Raw genomic sequence first — 16,007 nt, forward strand, 5'->3', positions numbered from 1 at the left:
ACGCCTGGCTTAGTTGCCTGCTTGGCTGCGGATACGGGGTCTGAAGAACCCCGCTACGAAGAGAGCCCGATCTCCCCGCACTTTTAATCACACCCCCTCATCTATGGGAAGTGCTGTAAGGTTCGTAATCTTCTCGAAGTCCCAAATAATTGGAGTCTGAGGATCAACCATTCCGTCCTGATCAACGATAAAGATATCCGTCTTGGGAGAGCCATTGTCTTGATTCTCGCCCTCGCGGATGTATTGTCTAATCTCAGAATTAGTGACGGTGATCAGGAAAGTTGAAGATAAAGAGACATCGATTTGCTGCTGGTTCTTTCTAAGAGAAGTATCTTCTCAATGGCAAAGGAGTGTAAGCTGGAATCAACCAGAAAAACACTGGCTCGATGATTTTGCACTTCAGTATCGTCTATGATAAAGGCCGCGTTTCCGAAATCAGTATCCGTTCGGACAATGGCGGTGCGATCATTGCCACTCACGTAGTAGGTGGCATTTGAAACAATGATAAAATAAAAGTATGTATTTCATGGGCCCAAATGTTTTCAGTTCATGATGCTCACAAAGCTGTGCTGAATGCCATGTTATGTACAAAAAAGCGCCCGACGCACTGACGCACGTCGGACGCTTACCCATATTCTATCCCTAAAGAACTATTTACGACGACGTGTCACAGCGAAACCTAAAGATAATAGACCGCCCATTAGTGCGAAGCTACCCACTTCAGGAACCGCAGTCAAATAACCGCTGGCATCGATAAAAGCAGCACCACCGTTGAGCGTAATTTGGGAGAGCTGAGTGCTAGTCAATCCAGAGGCATCGGTGCCAAAGCGCACGCTATCCACACCTTCATCAAAATTTAGAATACTCAAGACAATCGAGTCGGTCCAAACCTCAGCACTGCTGTCTAAAAAGGACAGATCCGAATCACCTGCACCGAGGTCGATGATGGAACTTTCAGACAGCACGACCGTGCCCATTGTCTCCGAAAAACCGCCGGTGGCAAAAGTACCTCCGTCGAGTATCAGGCGACTCGCATCATTCAAACGTTCGGAAGCACCCAGTGCCAAGGAGCCTTCAGTCACTGTAGTCGCACCGGTATAAGTATTCTCCCCGTCTAGAGTCATGGTGCCAGTCCCCACTTTGGTTACCCCACCAGTGCCATAGATGACACCCGCATAATTGGTCGACATATCATTACTGCCAGTCGTGAGCGTCGCCGTACCTAGATCGACAAGTCCCTTAGTCGCATTACCGCCGGAGAGCGAGCCGATCGAGTTGTCGAAATCATTTAAATCCAACACACCATGCTTATCGTAGGTCCCGGTTCCCATGACGACTTCTGAATCCACCCCAAAGGCAGTGGTGGAACCAGCGCGCAGAGCGCCGCTCGTCACCGAAGTTTTACCAGTATAGGTATTATTACCTGAGAGCTGAATATAAGCACCGGCACCTTTATCGGTAACTCGTGCCACACCTCCTGCTCCGCTGATGTCCCCGGCAATCGTCACATACGAATTCCAAACGGAGGGTCCTACGCGAAGTGTTCCACTGTTTACTAAGATATTACGATTCTCATGTATGGTATAGGTGCCCGAGCCGAACTCAATGGTGTTGGTATTATTCACAATAATATTATTGGTCGCTGTCACTGGCACTGCGCCTAAGCTATTGTCGGCACTAATTTGAAAATAGCTAGTCGACACACCCCCCTCAAGAATCCAGTTGCCCGTAAATGCACTGTTATCGCCAGACACCCTTAACCGACCTTTCGAGCCAGACTTAGTAATCGAAGCTGAACCACTCAGATCCCCACTCAACACAAACTCTTTGGAAGTGCTCCCTGAACTAGTAGTATCAAAGGTGGTATTACTGTTCACCACCATATCCGCGGAAATGGTCACTTTAGGCCTACGCGCAGTCGAGGGCGCGGTCAACGAAACCGAGGCATTACCAGAGGATGTTTGAAAAATCAAACTCCCGCCCGTGCCTGCAGCGATGTTAAATGTACTGTTGCCGGTCGTCGCACCATTGTCCTCGAAGTTAAGCGTCCCCACCGTAATCGCTTGATTTAAATCAACGGTCTGCGGATTGGCTTGGTCGATAGAAACATCTGCAACTGCATCAATCGCATTTGGAAAAGGATTGCTTCCCCAATTCACATTATCGTCCCAATTATATGTGCCAGATGCAGTCTCTGTCCAGGTTTGCGCTTGTAAGTTCGTGGTAGAAAAACCAATCAGACTCAATGGAAGCGTGAGTAACAGGTGATTTCTTACGTATTTCTTATGATTCATAATAGAGGTAATTTGATAGGTTAGCAAGTAGAAAACTCAGTGACTATGAGACGAATATAATTGCACAACAAACAGTTTTAAGACTTATCAGTTAGGTTGATTAATCAGTCTCCACTCCCCCACACACGACCACCAAATGCCCGCACCAAGACCAGCCCGGATCAAAGACATTGCCGCCAAACTAGGATTGTCTAGCATGAGTGTCTCTGTCGCCCTGAGGGATATGCCGGGCGTATCCGACGAAACTCGCACGCGCGTCAAGAACTGCGCTCAAAAGATGGGCTACCAACCCGACCCCGCAATGTCAGCCCTCGCGGACTATCGCCGCAGGCAACGCCCCGCCAGCGCCTATGCACAGCTAGCCTACATCACCAATTACGAAAAGAAAGAAGATGCCGCCTGGTCCTTCGCCGAAGAATATTTAATCGGCGCCAAAGAGCGCGGCAAAGAATTTGGCTACGAAGTGGTGCCCTTCTGGCTACGCGAGAATGACATGAGCCAACGTCAGGCCAGCTCGATACTGTTCAATCGTGGCATTAAGGGGCTACTAATTGCGCCCATGCCCGAAGAATATGGATGCCTGGACTTGACCTGGAAATATTTCGTATCGGTCGCTCTGGGCACATCGCTGGTAAAGCCGGAATTGGATCAGTTCTCCTTCGACCATCATCGGGCAATGCAACTCACGATCGGGGAGTTACGCTGCCGAGGCTACCGACGGATCGGCCTTGCCATGCTTCAGCAACGTAGCGCTCGACTACTACACGAATCCTTAGATACATTTTTAGGAGAACATTACCGTGACCCGACGTTAGTTAAAATCAAACCGCTACTCCCCCAATATTATAACTCTGAAGAGTTTTGGCAGTGGTTTGATAAACAGAAGCCCGACGTAATTATCAGTGATAACGCAGACGACATTCGATCTTTACTAAAAGAGCGCAAACTACGCGTGCCCCAAGACATCGGGCTAACGAGCTACTGCCGTCTCCCCCTGCATGATCAAACAGTCTCATCCTACACCCAGGACCTACAAGCCATCGGTGCAGCTGCAGTCGACCGCCTACACACAAATTTACTTCGCAACTTATATGGCAATCAATCCAAAGCGATTAGCACGCTCATTCGCGGCACTTGGAAAGAAGGAAAAACACTTCGAAAGCGCCGTTCGAAAAGACCACCCAGCTAAAAGCTACTAACTGATAAAGTTCACGCGACCTTGTGAACCTGAGCTCCATCGCAAAAGAATAAATGTCCCTTAAATCCCCCGCGCATGATAGCTGCGGGTGGAATTAAAATATTCATTTTGCACCGATCGTGGCACTAAGCCTCGACAAGACCCCAATAATCATGGAGCCAAAAACAGCAACACAGCAGCCAGCGTTAGCTTCACTGCTCTCGCACCAACCAGGTCTATTTGAGCTACAGCCAAACGAGGGCGAGCTACACATTCACAGTATAAATCCGCCTGCAGCATGGAAGAACTATCTGTTTAATCAGGATTATTACATCGAACTCGACCAATGCGCACAAGGGCGCACACGCGTGCTGCAAGCTCCCGCTCGCGAGCTACCGGCGAGCTATCGTTATTTTTATCTAAAAGATGAAGTGAGTGAGGACACTTGGAACCTCACCCAACAACCACTGAATAAACAGATGGATCATTTCGAGGCGATCCAGACGCCGAGTCATTGTCGCTATGAGGGAGACCGCGCGGAGATCGCCTCCATGGTTCGCGGCTTTGTTCCTGTATCGGGCAGTCGTGAGCTCTGGACGGTTCAACTGACCAATCGCAGTGCGCATACACGTAAGCTCTCGTTGTTCACCGTGTTCCCCTTCGAAGATGGCGGCGTGATGCGCTCCAAAGCATGGTATTCAAGTGAACACAGCACTTGTTATAGCCAGTTTTTCCCGCATCACTTACACTATAAGGATTATGCACGCCTGCAGAACCAGCACACATTGCGCTTCATGTTTAGCACCGAACCTGCGACTTCGGGCGAATCCAACGAACGCATCTTCTACGGCGGCCCACGCTTCGACCTGATCCCAGCTGCAGTCGCGAAAGGCCAGTGCTCGGGGAAGCCTTGCTTGTCGGAATTTCCAGTGGGCGCACTCCACCACTCTATCGAGCTGGCACCGGGCGCGAGCAAGGAGATCGGATTTTTCATAGGAGTCGAGCGCAACGAAGCCGATGTGGCCGCCCTACGCACAGAATACAGCGAGCTCGCCCGCTTTGATGAAGCATTGGAAGCTGTGCGTGCGGAACAAGAGCGCTACCGCGACAATCTGTGCATTGAAACACCTGACGCCACGCTGAACACATTTTTTAATTACTGGCTGCAGAAACAAGTCGTCTTTCAAAGTCGTCTCAATCGCTTGGCGGGCGGGTTCCCGATACGTAACCAGTTGCAAGACTGCATGGGCTTCGCCCTACTCGACCCCAGCGCGGCACTCGATTATTTGCGCACGCGCATCCCTTTACAGAATACAGATGGCTACCTGCGCCAATGGTGGACCGCTGGCGATGGCGATCAAAGCGAAGTGTGCGCGCTCGATTATCAGGATGGCGGCATCTGGTTAGTCATTTGCACGCTGATTATTGCCAATCAAAACGACTGCCTCGATTTCCTGAACGAACGCTTCGGTTTCCATGATAGCGAGGAAGAAGCGAGCGTATTGGAGCATCTGATACGCGCAGTGGATCGATTAGCTAAAAACCGTGGTGCCCATGGTTTGTGTCTCTTTGGCGATGGCGACTGGACCGACCCCATTAATGGCCCCGGCCGTCGGGGCAAGGGAGAATCCACTTGGACCACTTGTGCACTCGGCGTCGCCGCACAGATGCTGCACAAAGTGCTGCTGCGCCTAGAACAACCGATGCACTGCGAGGCCCTACACGCGCTGGACCAGGAGCTCAGCCGTGCGGTCCATACTCACTGCTGGAACGGCTCATGGCTGATCACCGGATTTGACGACGAAGGAGTCGCGCTCGGCACACCGAAAGATCGCGAAGGGAAGATCTTCCTGAACAGCCAGACCTGGGCGATCATGGCCGGCTACGTGAGTGAGGATCGCTTACCAGCAGTCAAAGACGCCATCCAATCGATGGAGACCGATGCAGGTGCGTTGTTGCTGGCCCCTGCATTCAGTCAATGGAATGAGCGTTGGGGACGTATCAGCATCAAACAACCGGGCACTACTGAAAATGGCTCCATTTACTGTCACGCAGGCATGTTTAAATCCTATGCTGACTGCAGTTTAAGTAATGGCTCTGCCGCATTGAAAGAGTTGATGCTCAACCTGCCGCTCAATGCCAAGAACCCGCCCAGCAAAAATAGCCAAGCACCGATTTTTGTGCCGAACTGCTACTTTGGCCTGAAAGACAGCTGCGAATTCGGCGTATCCAGTCGCAACATTTCCACCGGAACCGCCCCCTGGATGCTATGGATAATGGTCGAGAGCATCCTCGGAATTCGTGCCACAGCCGATGGGCTAGTTGTAGATCCCTGCATGCCCGACGAATGGAATGAGGCTAAAATACGCCGACGATTCCGAGGCTCCACCTACGACATTCAACTACGCCGCAGTCCACAGACCGGACCGCTGGAAATCTGTATTAACGGTACCAGCAGCCAAGAAGCACGACTGCCTTATGGCGAGCCGCATTACGACGTCAGCATACAATTTTAAGACACAAAGCACTCATTCAACATGAACTCATCCGACCAGCAAACTTCCTACGGCCACTTCGACGACGCCCAGCGCGAATATGTCATCACTCAAGCCAATACACCACGCCCGTGGAGCAACTATATTGGCAACGCACATTTCGGAGGCGTGATCACCAACAACGCCGCTGGCTACATCTTCTATCGCTCCGCTGCGCAGGGTAAATTGACCCGCTACAAATTTAATTCCATGCCAGGCGAACTCAACGGTCGCTATCTTTATTTACGCGATGAATCAAACGGTGATTATTGGAGCAACTCCTGGATGCCAGTCGGCAAACCATTGGATCAATTTAAAACCACCTGTCGTCACGGCACTGGCTACACCAGCATAGAATCCACTTATGCCTCGATCGCCAGCGCGGTGACCTACTTCACACCTGTAGGGGCACTCTACGAGGTTTGGAAAGTCACCATCAGTAATGAGAGCGATCGTCCGCGTAATCTAAAGCTCTTTCCCTGCATCGAACCGCAGTGTAACTGGAGTGCGGAAGACGACACGAAAAACCTGCAATACACACAGTATATCAGCGCCACCCACGGGAACCAAAACCTGATCGATATCGGCAGTAATATCAATATGCCGACTGATCCCGAGCATTTTGAAAACAAGGATCAGGCACGCCATACTTTCTTCGGACTGGCGGGGATTGATGCCCGCGCATTTGATGCCGAGCTAAACAGTTTCCTCGGCAGCTATGGCAGCTATGCCGCCCCCGCAGCTGTCGAGCAAGGGCAGTGCAGCAACTCAACCGCAGCCGGCGACATGCCCGTGGCTGCCTTTGAGATCGAAGTCCAACTCCAGCCCGGCGAAAGCCGGAGTTTCGCCTGCGTCTTTGGAGTGGGCAAAGCCGAGGACGAAGGACGTACCGCATTGGCAGCAATGGCCAAGACTCAAGACATCGAAGCAGCGCTGACCGCGGTCAAGAGTGTAACACACGACAAGTTGCGCTCACTACAAGTGCAAACACCGGACGCGGCCTTCAACAGCATGCTCAATACCTGGGCTCCGTATAATTGCTTGATGACCTTCTATTGGTCGCGCACCGCTAGCCTCGTCTATGCAGGCGAGCGCGATGGCTTGGGCTTCCGTGATACCATGCAAGACATGCTAGGAGCCATGGCGATCGAACTCGACGAAGCACACCGCCGCATCGAGCTACTGCTCACAGGACAACTTGCCAATGGCGGCGCACTGCCCGTCGTCAAGCCCTTTGCGCACACACCCGGCGCCATGCAAAAGCCCGATCACTACCGGGCCGACGATTGTTTATGGTTTTTCAACGCGATTCCAGAATATGTGAAAGAATCAGGCGACCTCGATTTTTATAACAAAGTGCTGCCCTATGCCGACCACGGCAGCGACACGGTGCTGGCACACATGCGGCGCGCGATGGAGTTCAACTTCGAGCGCTGCGGTGCGCACGGTCTTCCCTGTGGCTTACACGCCGACTGGAACGACTGCCTGCGCTTGGGCGAAGCCGGCGAGTCTATATTTGTTGCCTTCCAACTACGCTTTGCGCTGCGCGAATATATTGACATCTGCCAGCGACTGGATGAACCAACTGAGGTCGCTTGGGCCAGTGAGAAGTTGAGCAGCTACGACGCCGCACTGGCAGAACACGCGTGGGATGGTGAATGGTATCTGCGCGCCTATCGCGACGACGGACTGAAGTTCGGATCCAAAGAAAATGATGAAGGCTCCATCTTCATGAATCCACAGGCCTGGGCCATCATCAGCGGACACGCCGATGCGAAGCGCGCACAACAATCGATGCAAGCACTGAAAGATCAATTAGCGACGGAGTTTGGTGTTATGCTCTGCACGCCTCCCTATGTGAAGACGGACCCGAAGGTAGCACTCGGCGTTCTTTTCAATCCCGGGATGAAGGAAAACGGAGGCATCTTCAACCACACCCAAGGCTGGGCTGTCATGGCGGAAGCTAAACTCGGAAATAGAGATCAAGCTTGGCAATATTTCAAAGCTTCGATGCCGGCGAGCTACAACGAGCGAGCCGACGTGCGTGAGGTGGAGCCCTATGTGGTATGCCAAAGCACGCATAGCTCATTTAGCCCACGCTTCGGAGCGGGCCGCGTCTCCTGGCTCTCCGGCAGCGCCACTTGGAACTACCACGCGGCCACCCAGTACATCCTAGGCATACGCCCCGACTATGACGGCCTAAGAATCGCCCCGGGGCTACCTTCGCATTGGCCAGAAGTCAGAGTCAGCCGCCACTTCCGCGGTAAGCACTTCGACATCACCATCCAAAACGGCAACGGCAGCGCCCGTATTGAATTAAATGGCCAAGAACTGGACGGTGATTTGATCCCGGACAAACGAATGGAACCGACTAACAAAGTTGTTGTGACTCTTTAAGGTCCTCATTTGGAGCATCCCTAGAATTCAAGAGTCAGCAAGCACGCAGAGCATTCACTGGATTGATTCGACCATCCCCTACCCTTCCATCGTTTTCATATCGGCATCCGCCAAATCATAGCAAGCGATCATGTAGGGATGTGTCGGATCATATTCCGTGAGTGCAACAGCATTATCCGAATGGCCGCACGGACGAACTTCGGAGCCCTCGACTTCTTGAATTGAATCCCCAAAGCGCAAGCGAACTCCCTCTGCAAGCCGCTGAAGTTCCTCTACGATATGCGGATTGGCATCGGCAACATTCTTTGTTTCGCCAACATCGACTCTGAGATTATACAACTCACAAAGATTCGGTTCGTCGCGACGACTTAGATGCAGCTTCCAATCCCCTTTTCGGACAGCACAAAGAGAGGCGAAGCTGTAATAGTAAAAGGTATCGATGCCAGTCGTAGTCGTCTGACCTGTGATAAAGCCGCTTAGATCAATGCCATCTATAGCTTTGTCTGGGCGGCAGGGCGAATGGATTAGGCTGGCAATACTTGGAAGAAAATCCGCCGAGCGCACCAGTTCATCGGAGACATTTCCGGGCTGTATCCCGTCTGGCCAATGCAGGATGCAGGGCACGCGTTGACCGCCCTCCCACGTACTTGCCTTAGTCCCGTTACAAGGTGCGTTGGAGCCGCCCTCGTCACGGGCACGCGAGCCATTATCGCTGGTAAAAATAATTAAAGTGTTCTCGAATAGACCGAGTTTTTTAAGTCGATCCACGATCACTCCCGTGGACCAGTCGATGGCTGCAACCGCGCCACCATAAGCTCCATTTTTAGATTGCTTCAAGAACTGCTGAGGCACGAAGAGCGGCACATGCACATACATATGTGCCAGATAGAGGAAAAACGGTTCTGCTTGATGATCCTCAATAAAGCGAACCGCCTCGTCCGTGTATCGCTCGGTGATGCCCCGTTGATCAGGCTGTTGCTGGATGACTTGATTGTCCCGCAACAGAGGGAGCGGTGGACGCGGAATTTCGCGCATTACGCCCTCATTGTTAAGTTGGCGCCCCATATCATTGCTGTAAGGGATGCCAAAATATTCATCAAAGCCGCGATTCGTCGGGAGAAACTCCGGCTGGTCGCCGCAATGCCACTTACCAATAATCTTAGTCTGATAGCCGGCAGCTTGGGCGACATGCCCCAAGGTTACTTCAGTCTCATGAATTCCCTTGCTTGCTCCTGGGAAAAGCACCGAATGCGGCCCAAAACCTATGCGCTGCGGATAGCAACCTGTCAGCATGGCCGCGCGCGATGCTGAACAAACGGGGCTCATCATGTAGAAACTGTTCAGCTTAAGGCCATGCTTGGCGAGTCTGTCTATGTTCGGAGATTGATTGCGCTGCGAGCCGTAGCATCCAAGGTCGCCATAGCCGAGGTCATCACAGTTAATAAGAATAACATTAGGTCGTTTGGACATATCTGTAATTGTGCGAAGGTGCACGCTTTAGGAGCGTGCACCTTCAGTGCTGAATAATTTCTATTTCATCCCCTCGAAAGTCCCACCCATCTTTCCATGGATGAGTCTAAGGGCTGACTAGGTTTTCTTAGTAAAGCCTACCGACGACGGAGACCAAGGAAACTCAATACGCAGAATCCCATCACTAAAGAGAATGCGCTTGGCTCAGGAATGGCGATCAGTTCGATCGCATTGAGATGGGCAGTGTCTGATCCGGATATCGGAATGCTCACGACAAGTTTTCCCAAGCCATCGGTACTTAAGCCCGAAAAGGAATAAATGTTCGTATTGTTTTCCGGATCAATCGCTACCGATGCTTGGCCCTCTCCGATATCCCAAGTAAGCGAGGGTCTTTCAGTTCCGGCATTCACTCGACTGATAAATGAGAGCGTATAACTAAGGCTGTTATCTAATCCGCTAAAGGTAAAGGAATTGGCTCCGTCTTCGTTACTAAAATATGCCAGATCCTGATAAGCGGTCTCCGGAATCGCACCGCTGCCAATAAAGCCCGGCGAGGAAAAGTTACTCGGGCCAGTCACATCGTCGATCCCACCGATTCCGACTTTCCCGGAAAGGAGACCTGAAAGTGCCAGCCCCACTCCAGTAGAAGCACCATCGGAGAATCGTATAGCGTCCGTTATAGGGCTAACAGACGAAGAGCTACCAGACAAATTATTCCAATTGCCTGCTGTCTCCGAACCAGAGGCAGAAGGGCCTACGTCAAACACCAAGACATCGCCACTTACAATGGCGGCGGATACTGGTAAAGAGAGAGTCATTGCAGTTATAGCGAGAGGGTAGAGGTAAGATTTCATACTTCGACACTCGCTTAGGCAAAATGGGAAGACAAGTCTTGCAATACGCAACCAGTTTCGATCAATTACACCACAGCATGCCACGCATTACGCTTTCTGACCTGGCAGACCAGCTGGGGCTTCACAAATCCACTGTTTGTCGCGCCTTGCGGGGCGACCCGCAAATCGGGAAAAACACCCGTGAACGCGTACAAGCCCTAGCCCAAAAACTGGACTACCAGCGTGATGCTGCGCTAGCGACTTTGTCAGAGATGCGCTGGCGCAAGTCGGAGAAACGCTCCCTCATGAATTGGGGCTTCCTAATGACCGAACTGGCGGCATCCTTCCAAGAGAACCAAGTCTACATGCAAAACTGCAAAGACCTTGCCCACAAGGCGGGCTTCGCTCTCTCCGTGATCGTGCTGCCCCCATCCATGACAACCGACGAGTTATGCCGCCAACTCAAGGCACGTAACATCCGTGGCTTGATAATCAATCAAATCCACGAAGAATCGACGGTTCCGAAACTGGACTTTGAAAGACTCCGATCCGCTTGCGAAGCCTGCGTCTATTATGGCAATTTCTTTTTCGAACCACGAGGCCATCGAATCATCGAAAATACTTTTGCCTCGACCCAAACGGCCCTCGGTAGAATCCAAGAACAAGGCTACCGTCAGATAACCTTCCTCTATCGCGAGCGATTGATAAGCTCACGTGAGGTCACTCGCGAGCGAGCCGCTGCCGCCCTATATCGGGAAGACCATCCCGAAGTCAACCTGAGCATACAGTGTATCACTGAATCGAATACCCTACCCGCGTTTCCCAAAACGGACGCCATCTTATATTCACAAAGTGTTAGGTTAAGACAGATCCCTTCGGTCCTGCGCGCTATCCCCTACGCGGTGATGCGGCTGGCTCCTGATGATAAAACTACCAGCGGAATCAAACGGCCCATCCGCACGATGGCTTCTGCTGCTGTCGATTTACTCGATTTCCAGCTGCGTCGGCAAGCACTGGATATCGAATCCGATCCCCGCACGATACAGATTGAAAGCACCTGGCAGCGCGGAGCGACCTTATAGCGGCATCTACGATAAACCGTTACCCGATCAGTCGGCCGGTTTCATCACTCAATAGCAATCAGGGCTATCGTTTGCTGAACGCCATCTCGAAAGGAGCAAGCCACATATGATACTACTTCTAAGAATATATGATCTATAAGCTTGGCCTTTGTGTAGCCTCGAAACTTTGTTTCCATGCGTCGCCTTCAGCTATGCAGGACACAGTCGGGGGGCGATCGGCATCGCCCCGGTTCCGAGAACCGAGGTTACAAAAGACATATCGGCATCGCCCCGGTTCCGAGAACCGAGGTTACAAAAGACGTATCTATTAGGACCAAAATTTTTTTCGAATGGGTATGATTACGCGATTAGATCGCCTACACAAGTGAAGGCTCCACGAAAAAGGGCCAACTCAAACAAATGAGATGACCCTTTGTGAAACAGAGTTCGCGTTTAACGGCGACGGCGAACCATCACTAAGCCCATTGTGCAAAATCCTGCGAGTAAGGCAAAGCTACTAGCTTCCGGGATGACGGTGCCATTGACTTGAATGTCATCGAAGAAGATCGCATTCGTAGAGGTATTGTTATTCAATTGAAACCCATAGATGCGAAAAGTGACGGGCGCAGAAATATTATCAAAAGTGGAACTACTGAGATCGATAATGGTACCTTCACCAGCCCCCCAATCTTCGTCTACCCCAGTATCGGTTAGAAGCTTAATACCGTCGAGGTTGGATTGCAGGACATTGGGGATCGAATCCGCATCCGATGAACTTTCTGTAGTGATCGTCAGTCGGTCCGCATAGTCGAAACCTGTCAATGAGGATGTTACACCCAATCTGAATGCATCGGTACCTTTAGCAGCAACATCTAATTCAAGATTTGTCAGATTCAAAGTCTGGCCCGCATCGGGCGTCAAGGTGAACTCAAAATACAGGCCATTAGTGTTCGCATTCCCCCAAGCGGTCGATGTGGAGCCAGAACCGGCATTCGCAGCCGAACCAGCAACAAATAAACTTCCCGCGCCTTCCGAGGAGTAATTAGTTGTGATGTTGGGGGCCGAATCCATTTGGTCACCTAGAACGATGTCTCCAGCGCTTAAGCCCGATGCATTGGCAACATCCGCATAAGGTGTGCTGCCACTATTGAAGTTGTATTGCGCGATGGTCGCCGCGCCAGCATGCGAGACGGCAAAAATGAGAGTGAGAGGGTATGTAATAGCTTTCATTGGTAAGAATCCTTAGGTTAAAACTTTATGTTTAGAATCGCCGAAAATATTACAACGGGAAACACTTGCCAGATTGCCGTATTAGTTGACTATTTTGCGCATGAAAAAGAGCCCTCGTATTAGAGGTGCGACCCCCGAACACCCGGAACAGACCTTGTTGGATACGAAGTTGAACTGGATTTATGAGAGAAGGGTGGCACCGCAGTATCGTCATCAATCAAGTCATTATCCAGGGCAATCGATGTTCCTCATGCGCTCGGGAACTGTTCGGATTCGCACCAAAACGGGAGATGTGACGGGACACCCGGGACAATGGGTGTTGCCGACAACGGGTCCTCGCCAGCAGGACTTCAGTGACAATGCAAAGATCCTCTCCATTCATTATCGCATGCAGTGGCCTGAAGGGAATGCGCTGTTCAAGCCGGAGACTGCGGAAGTGTTTGAAGCGGATCGTATTCCGGAACTGGAACGGGAAACGCTAAGATTACTTCGTCAGGTGGATCGCCAAGAGGCGGCAATGGCCCCCATCCGGACACAACCCAGCCAGGCGTTGGTTCCTCACCTGCGGGTACAATTAGGCTTCGCACGATGGCTGACCGTGTGTGCAAAGGCGCTTTTCAAGGTCGGGCTGTCGCCGATCCCCTTACAACAGGAGGATCCTCGCCTGCTCCAGGCTCAGTCAATTTTAGATCAGTATTCATTTGATCAGAGGCCGGATCTGGAACAGTTGGCGCGCGAAGTCAGACTGAGTGTAAGCCAGCTAAACCGGATGTTTGTCCAGAGATTTCGCGTAACACCTCGTCAATATCTGGATCGTCGACGGATGGAGACCGTGGCGTATCTGCTACACCACTCGAATACACCGGTCAAACAGATCGCCTATCAGCATGGATTCAAGTCGCCCGCCCACTTCACGCGCTGGTTTCGAGCGAAAACGAATCTGTCTCCGAGCGAGTACCGGACAAGAGGACAAGGCAATGCAAGCAGCAAAAACATGGCCTAACTGTTACAGTTCATAACCTTTTGATTCTTATCAGGAAACGGCGAAGGTAAACATTCATTAAATACATACAATGAATACCACCTATCAAACACGTCGCGAACGCATCACCCAAAACTATCAAGCGCTGATTCAAACTCCGAATCAGGTGAACCCGGACTGGAGCAATGGTTGGTATGAGCGCTGGAAGCATCCCGTACTCACGGCGGCACACGTGCCGCCGCACTGGCGCTATGATTATAATCCTGAAACCAATCCACACTTCCTGGAGCGCCTGGGCATCAATGCCATCTGCAACCCGGGAGCGATCGAAATGGACGGCAAATTCCTTTTGGTTGGTCGGGTGGAAGGCTTTGATCGCAAATCATTTTTCGCGGTAGCGGAGAGTCCTAACGGAGTGGATCAATTCGAATTTTGGGATGAACCACTGGTGATGCCAGAAACCGACGAGCCAGACACCAATACCTACGACATGCGTCTGGTGCGCCATGAAGACGGCTGGATCTACGGCCTATTTTGCACCGAGCGCAAAGACCCCGACGCCCAGCCCGGCGACCTCTCCTCGGCCGTCGCTCAATGCGGCATTGCGAAGACGAAAGACCTGAAAACCTGGATTCGGCTGCCGGACTTGAAGACCCAGTCCGCACAACAACGCAATGTGGTGCTTCACCCCGAATTTGTGGACGGTCAATACGCCTTCTATACCCGCCCACAAGATGGATTTATCGATGCAGGCAACGGCGGTGGAATCGGTTGGGGCTTATGTAAGGATATCGAAAACGCAGTCATTGACGAAGAGATTATCATCAACGAACGCGCCTATCATACCATCAAAGAAACGAAGAACGGACAAGGCCCCGCCCCCATCAAGACCGAGCATGGCTGGCTGCATATCGCGCACGGTGTGCGTGGATGCGCGGCTGGACTGCGCTATGTCATTTACGGCTTCATCACCGCCTTGGACGAGCCTTGGCGTATGACCCACAATCCGGGCGGATACCTGCTTGCGCCTGAAGGCGAAGAACGCATCGGTGACGTCTCCAATGTCGCCTTCACCAATGGCGTGATCACACGCGATAATGGCGACATTTACCTCTACTACGCGAGTTCGGACACACGTTGCCACGTGGCCACCACGACTGTGGAGCGTCTCACCGACGTATTAATCAACACTCCCGTCGATCCCCTCCGCAGCGCAGCCTGCGTGGAGCAACGACTTGAGTTGATCCGCGCCAACCAAGCATTTCTTTGAGAGCCGCACCATGATTCGTCTAGAAGCGAAGCAAACCATCGCCTTCGACGGCGACAGCCTGACGGCATTGCGATCCGAGCCGACACTCGACCAATGGCCTTGGCTGCGCATCAGCAATAACCACCGCTCTTGGTCCGACGTTTTTTCCGAACTCCTCTTCGCATGGCGGCCGGACCTGCAACTCAACTTTCGGACCGCCGCAGTCGGCGGTTCGACTTGCCTCGATTTGGAGCGCCGCTTTGATGCAAGCATCGCAAAAATTCGTCCCGACTGGGTGTTTATGACTCTGGGTAGTAACGATGCGAGTAAAGCCATTCCATTGGATCACTTCGAATCAACGCTTCGGTGCTATGTAGAAAAGCTCGCAGCTTGGGGCGGACAACTGGTCTTACTGCACAATATACAAGCCTGTGTCGGTGCCAGTGAAGAAGCGCGAACTAAGGAAGCACAACGTAAGCCCTACTACCAAGTCCAAGCTCGCTTAGCCAATAGCATGTCGACAGTGCAGCTGATCGATATCGGCACACCACTCAAAGCAAAATCGCAGGAACTATATGAGCAGTATCAAGGACATAGCATTTATAGTGACGGCCTACATTTTAGTCATCTTGGTGCGATGATTATCGCTGGTGAAGCTCTCAAAGCCTGCGGTATTGTCGTGAACCAAGCGGCTCAATAACAAAGCACCAAGCAAACTTACTGTTAAAGTTCCGCGAAGCTCGAAGCCGGCGAGCCTTGATCACATACCTAGCTTGAAAC

General features: G+C 51.8%; 11 protein-coding genes. 7 read left to right on the forward strand and 4 right to left on the reverse strand.

The window, feature by feature from the left end; translation table 11 throughout:
* Positions 1-650 precede the first annotated feature (650 nt).
* Positions 651-2,294, reverse strand: coding sequence for an autotransporter-associated beta strand repeat-containing protein (locus QEH52_RS14170; RefSeq protein WP_308951298.1), 1,644 nt, complete (start codon positions 2,292-2,294; stop codon positions 651-653).
* 136 nt (positions 2,295-2,430) lie between these two features.
* Here QEH52_RS14170 and QEH52_RS14175 point away from each other — a divergent pair, with 136 nt between their 5' ends.
* From QEH52_RS14175 to QEH52_RS14185, 3 genes are all read left to right on the forward strand, one after another.
* The gene (locus tag QEH52_RS14175) at positions 2,431-3,483 is read left to right on the forward strand and encodes a LacI family DNA-binding transcriptional regulator (RefSeq protein ID WP_308951299.1); all 1,053 of its coding nucleotides are present in this window, start codon (positions 2,431-2,433) and stop codon (positions 3,481-3,483) included.
* Between the two features lie 161 nt (positions 3,484-3,644).
* Positions 3,645-5,987, forward strand: a complete 2,343-nt coding sequence (locus tag QEH52_RS14180; protein ID WP_308951300.1) for a GH36-type glycosyl hydrolase domain-containing protein — start codon at positions 3,645-3,647, stop codon at positions 5,985-5,987.
* A 21-nt stretch (positions 5,988-6,008) separates the two neighbouring features.
* Entirely contained in the window at positions 6,009-8,402 is a 2,394-nt protein-coding gene (locus QEH52_RS14185) for a glycoside hydrolase family 94 protein (RefSeq protein ID WP_308951301.1), read from the forward strand.
* Positions 8,403-8,480: 78 nt separating this feature from the next.
* Here QEH52_RS14185 and QEH52_RS14190 read toward each other — a convergent pair whose 3' ends face one another.
* Both QEH52_RS14190 and QEH52_RS14195 read right to left on the reverse strand, forming a co-directional pair.
* The gene (locus QEH52_RS14190; protein ID WP_308951302.1) at positions 8,481-9,872 is read right to left on the reverse strand and encodes a sulfatase family protein; all 1,392 of its coding nucleotides are present in this window, start codon (positions 9,870-9,872) and stop codon (positions 8,481-8,483) included.
* A 137-nt stretch (positions 9,873-10,009) separates the two neighbouring features.
* Entirely contained in the window at positions 10,010-10,726 is a 717-nt protein-coding gene (locus tag QEH52_RS14195) for a hypothetical protein (protein ID WP_308951303.1), read from the reverse strand.
* Positions 10,727-10,749: 23 nt separating this feature from the next.
* On the opposite strand from QEH52_RS14195, the gene QEH52_RS14200 reads away from it, so the two are divergent.
* Positions 10,750-11,787, forward strand: a complete 1,038-nt coding sequence (locus QEH52_RS14200; protein WP_308951304.1) for a LacI family DNA-binding transcriptional regulator — start codon at positions 10,750-10,752, stop codon at positions 11,785-11,787.
* A gap of 432 nt (positions 11,788-12,219) precedes the next feature.
* Here the strand turns inward: QEH52_RS14200 and QEH52_RS14205 are convergent, their stop codons facing one another.
* Entirely contained in the window at positions 12,220-12,996 is a 777-nt protein-coding gene (locus QEH52_RS14205) for a hypothetical protein (RefSeq protein ID WP_308951305.1), read from the reverse strand.
* A gap of 100 nt (positions 12,997-13,096) precedes the next feature.
* Here QEH52_RS14205 and QEH52_RS14210 point away from each other — a divergent pair, with 100 nt between their 5' ends.
* The 3 genes from QEH52_RS14210 to QEH52_RS14220 all read left to right on the forward strand — a co-directional run bounded on the left by QEH52_RS14210 (position 13,097) and on the right by QEH52_RS14220 (position 15,927).
* On the forward strand, positions 13,097-13,999 hold the full coding sequence (locus QEH52_RS14210; RefSeq protein WP_308951306.1) for a helix-turn-helix transcriptional regulator: 903 nt from the start codon (positions 13,097-13,099) through the stop codon (positions 13,997-13,999).
* Positions 14,000-14,069: 70 nt separating this feature from the next.
* Positions 14,070-15,248, forward strand: coding sequence for a glycoside hydrolase family 130 protein (locus QEH52_RS14215; protein ID WP_308951308.1), 1,179 nt, complete (start codon positions 14,070-14,072; stop codon positions 15,246-15,248).
* Between the two features lie 10 nt (positions 15,249-15,258).
* Positions 15,259-15,927 (forward strand): SGNH/GDSL hydrolase family protein, encoded by a 669-nt coding sequence (locus tag QEH52_RS14220; RefSeq protein ID WP_308951310.1) that lies wholly within the window; start codon positions 15,259-15,261, stop codon positions 15,925-15,927.
* Positions 15,928-16,007: the final 80 nt, after the last annotated feature.

It is taken from the genome of Thalassobacterium maritimum, assembly GCF_031127805.1.
GTDB classification, from domain to species: Bacteria; Verrucomicrobiota; Verrucomicrobiia; order Opitutales; family Coraliomargaritaceae; genus Thalassobacterium; species Thalassobacterium maritimum.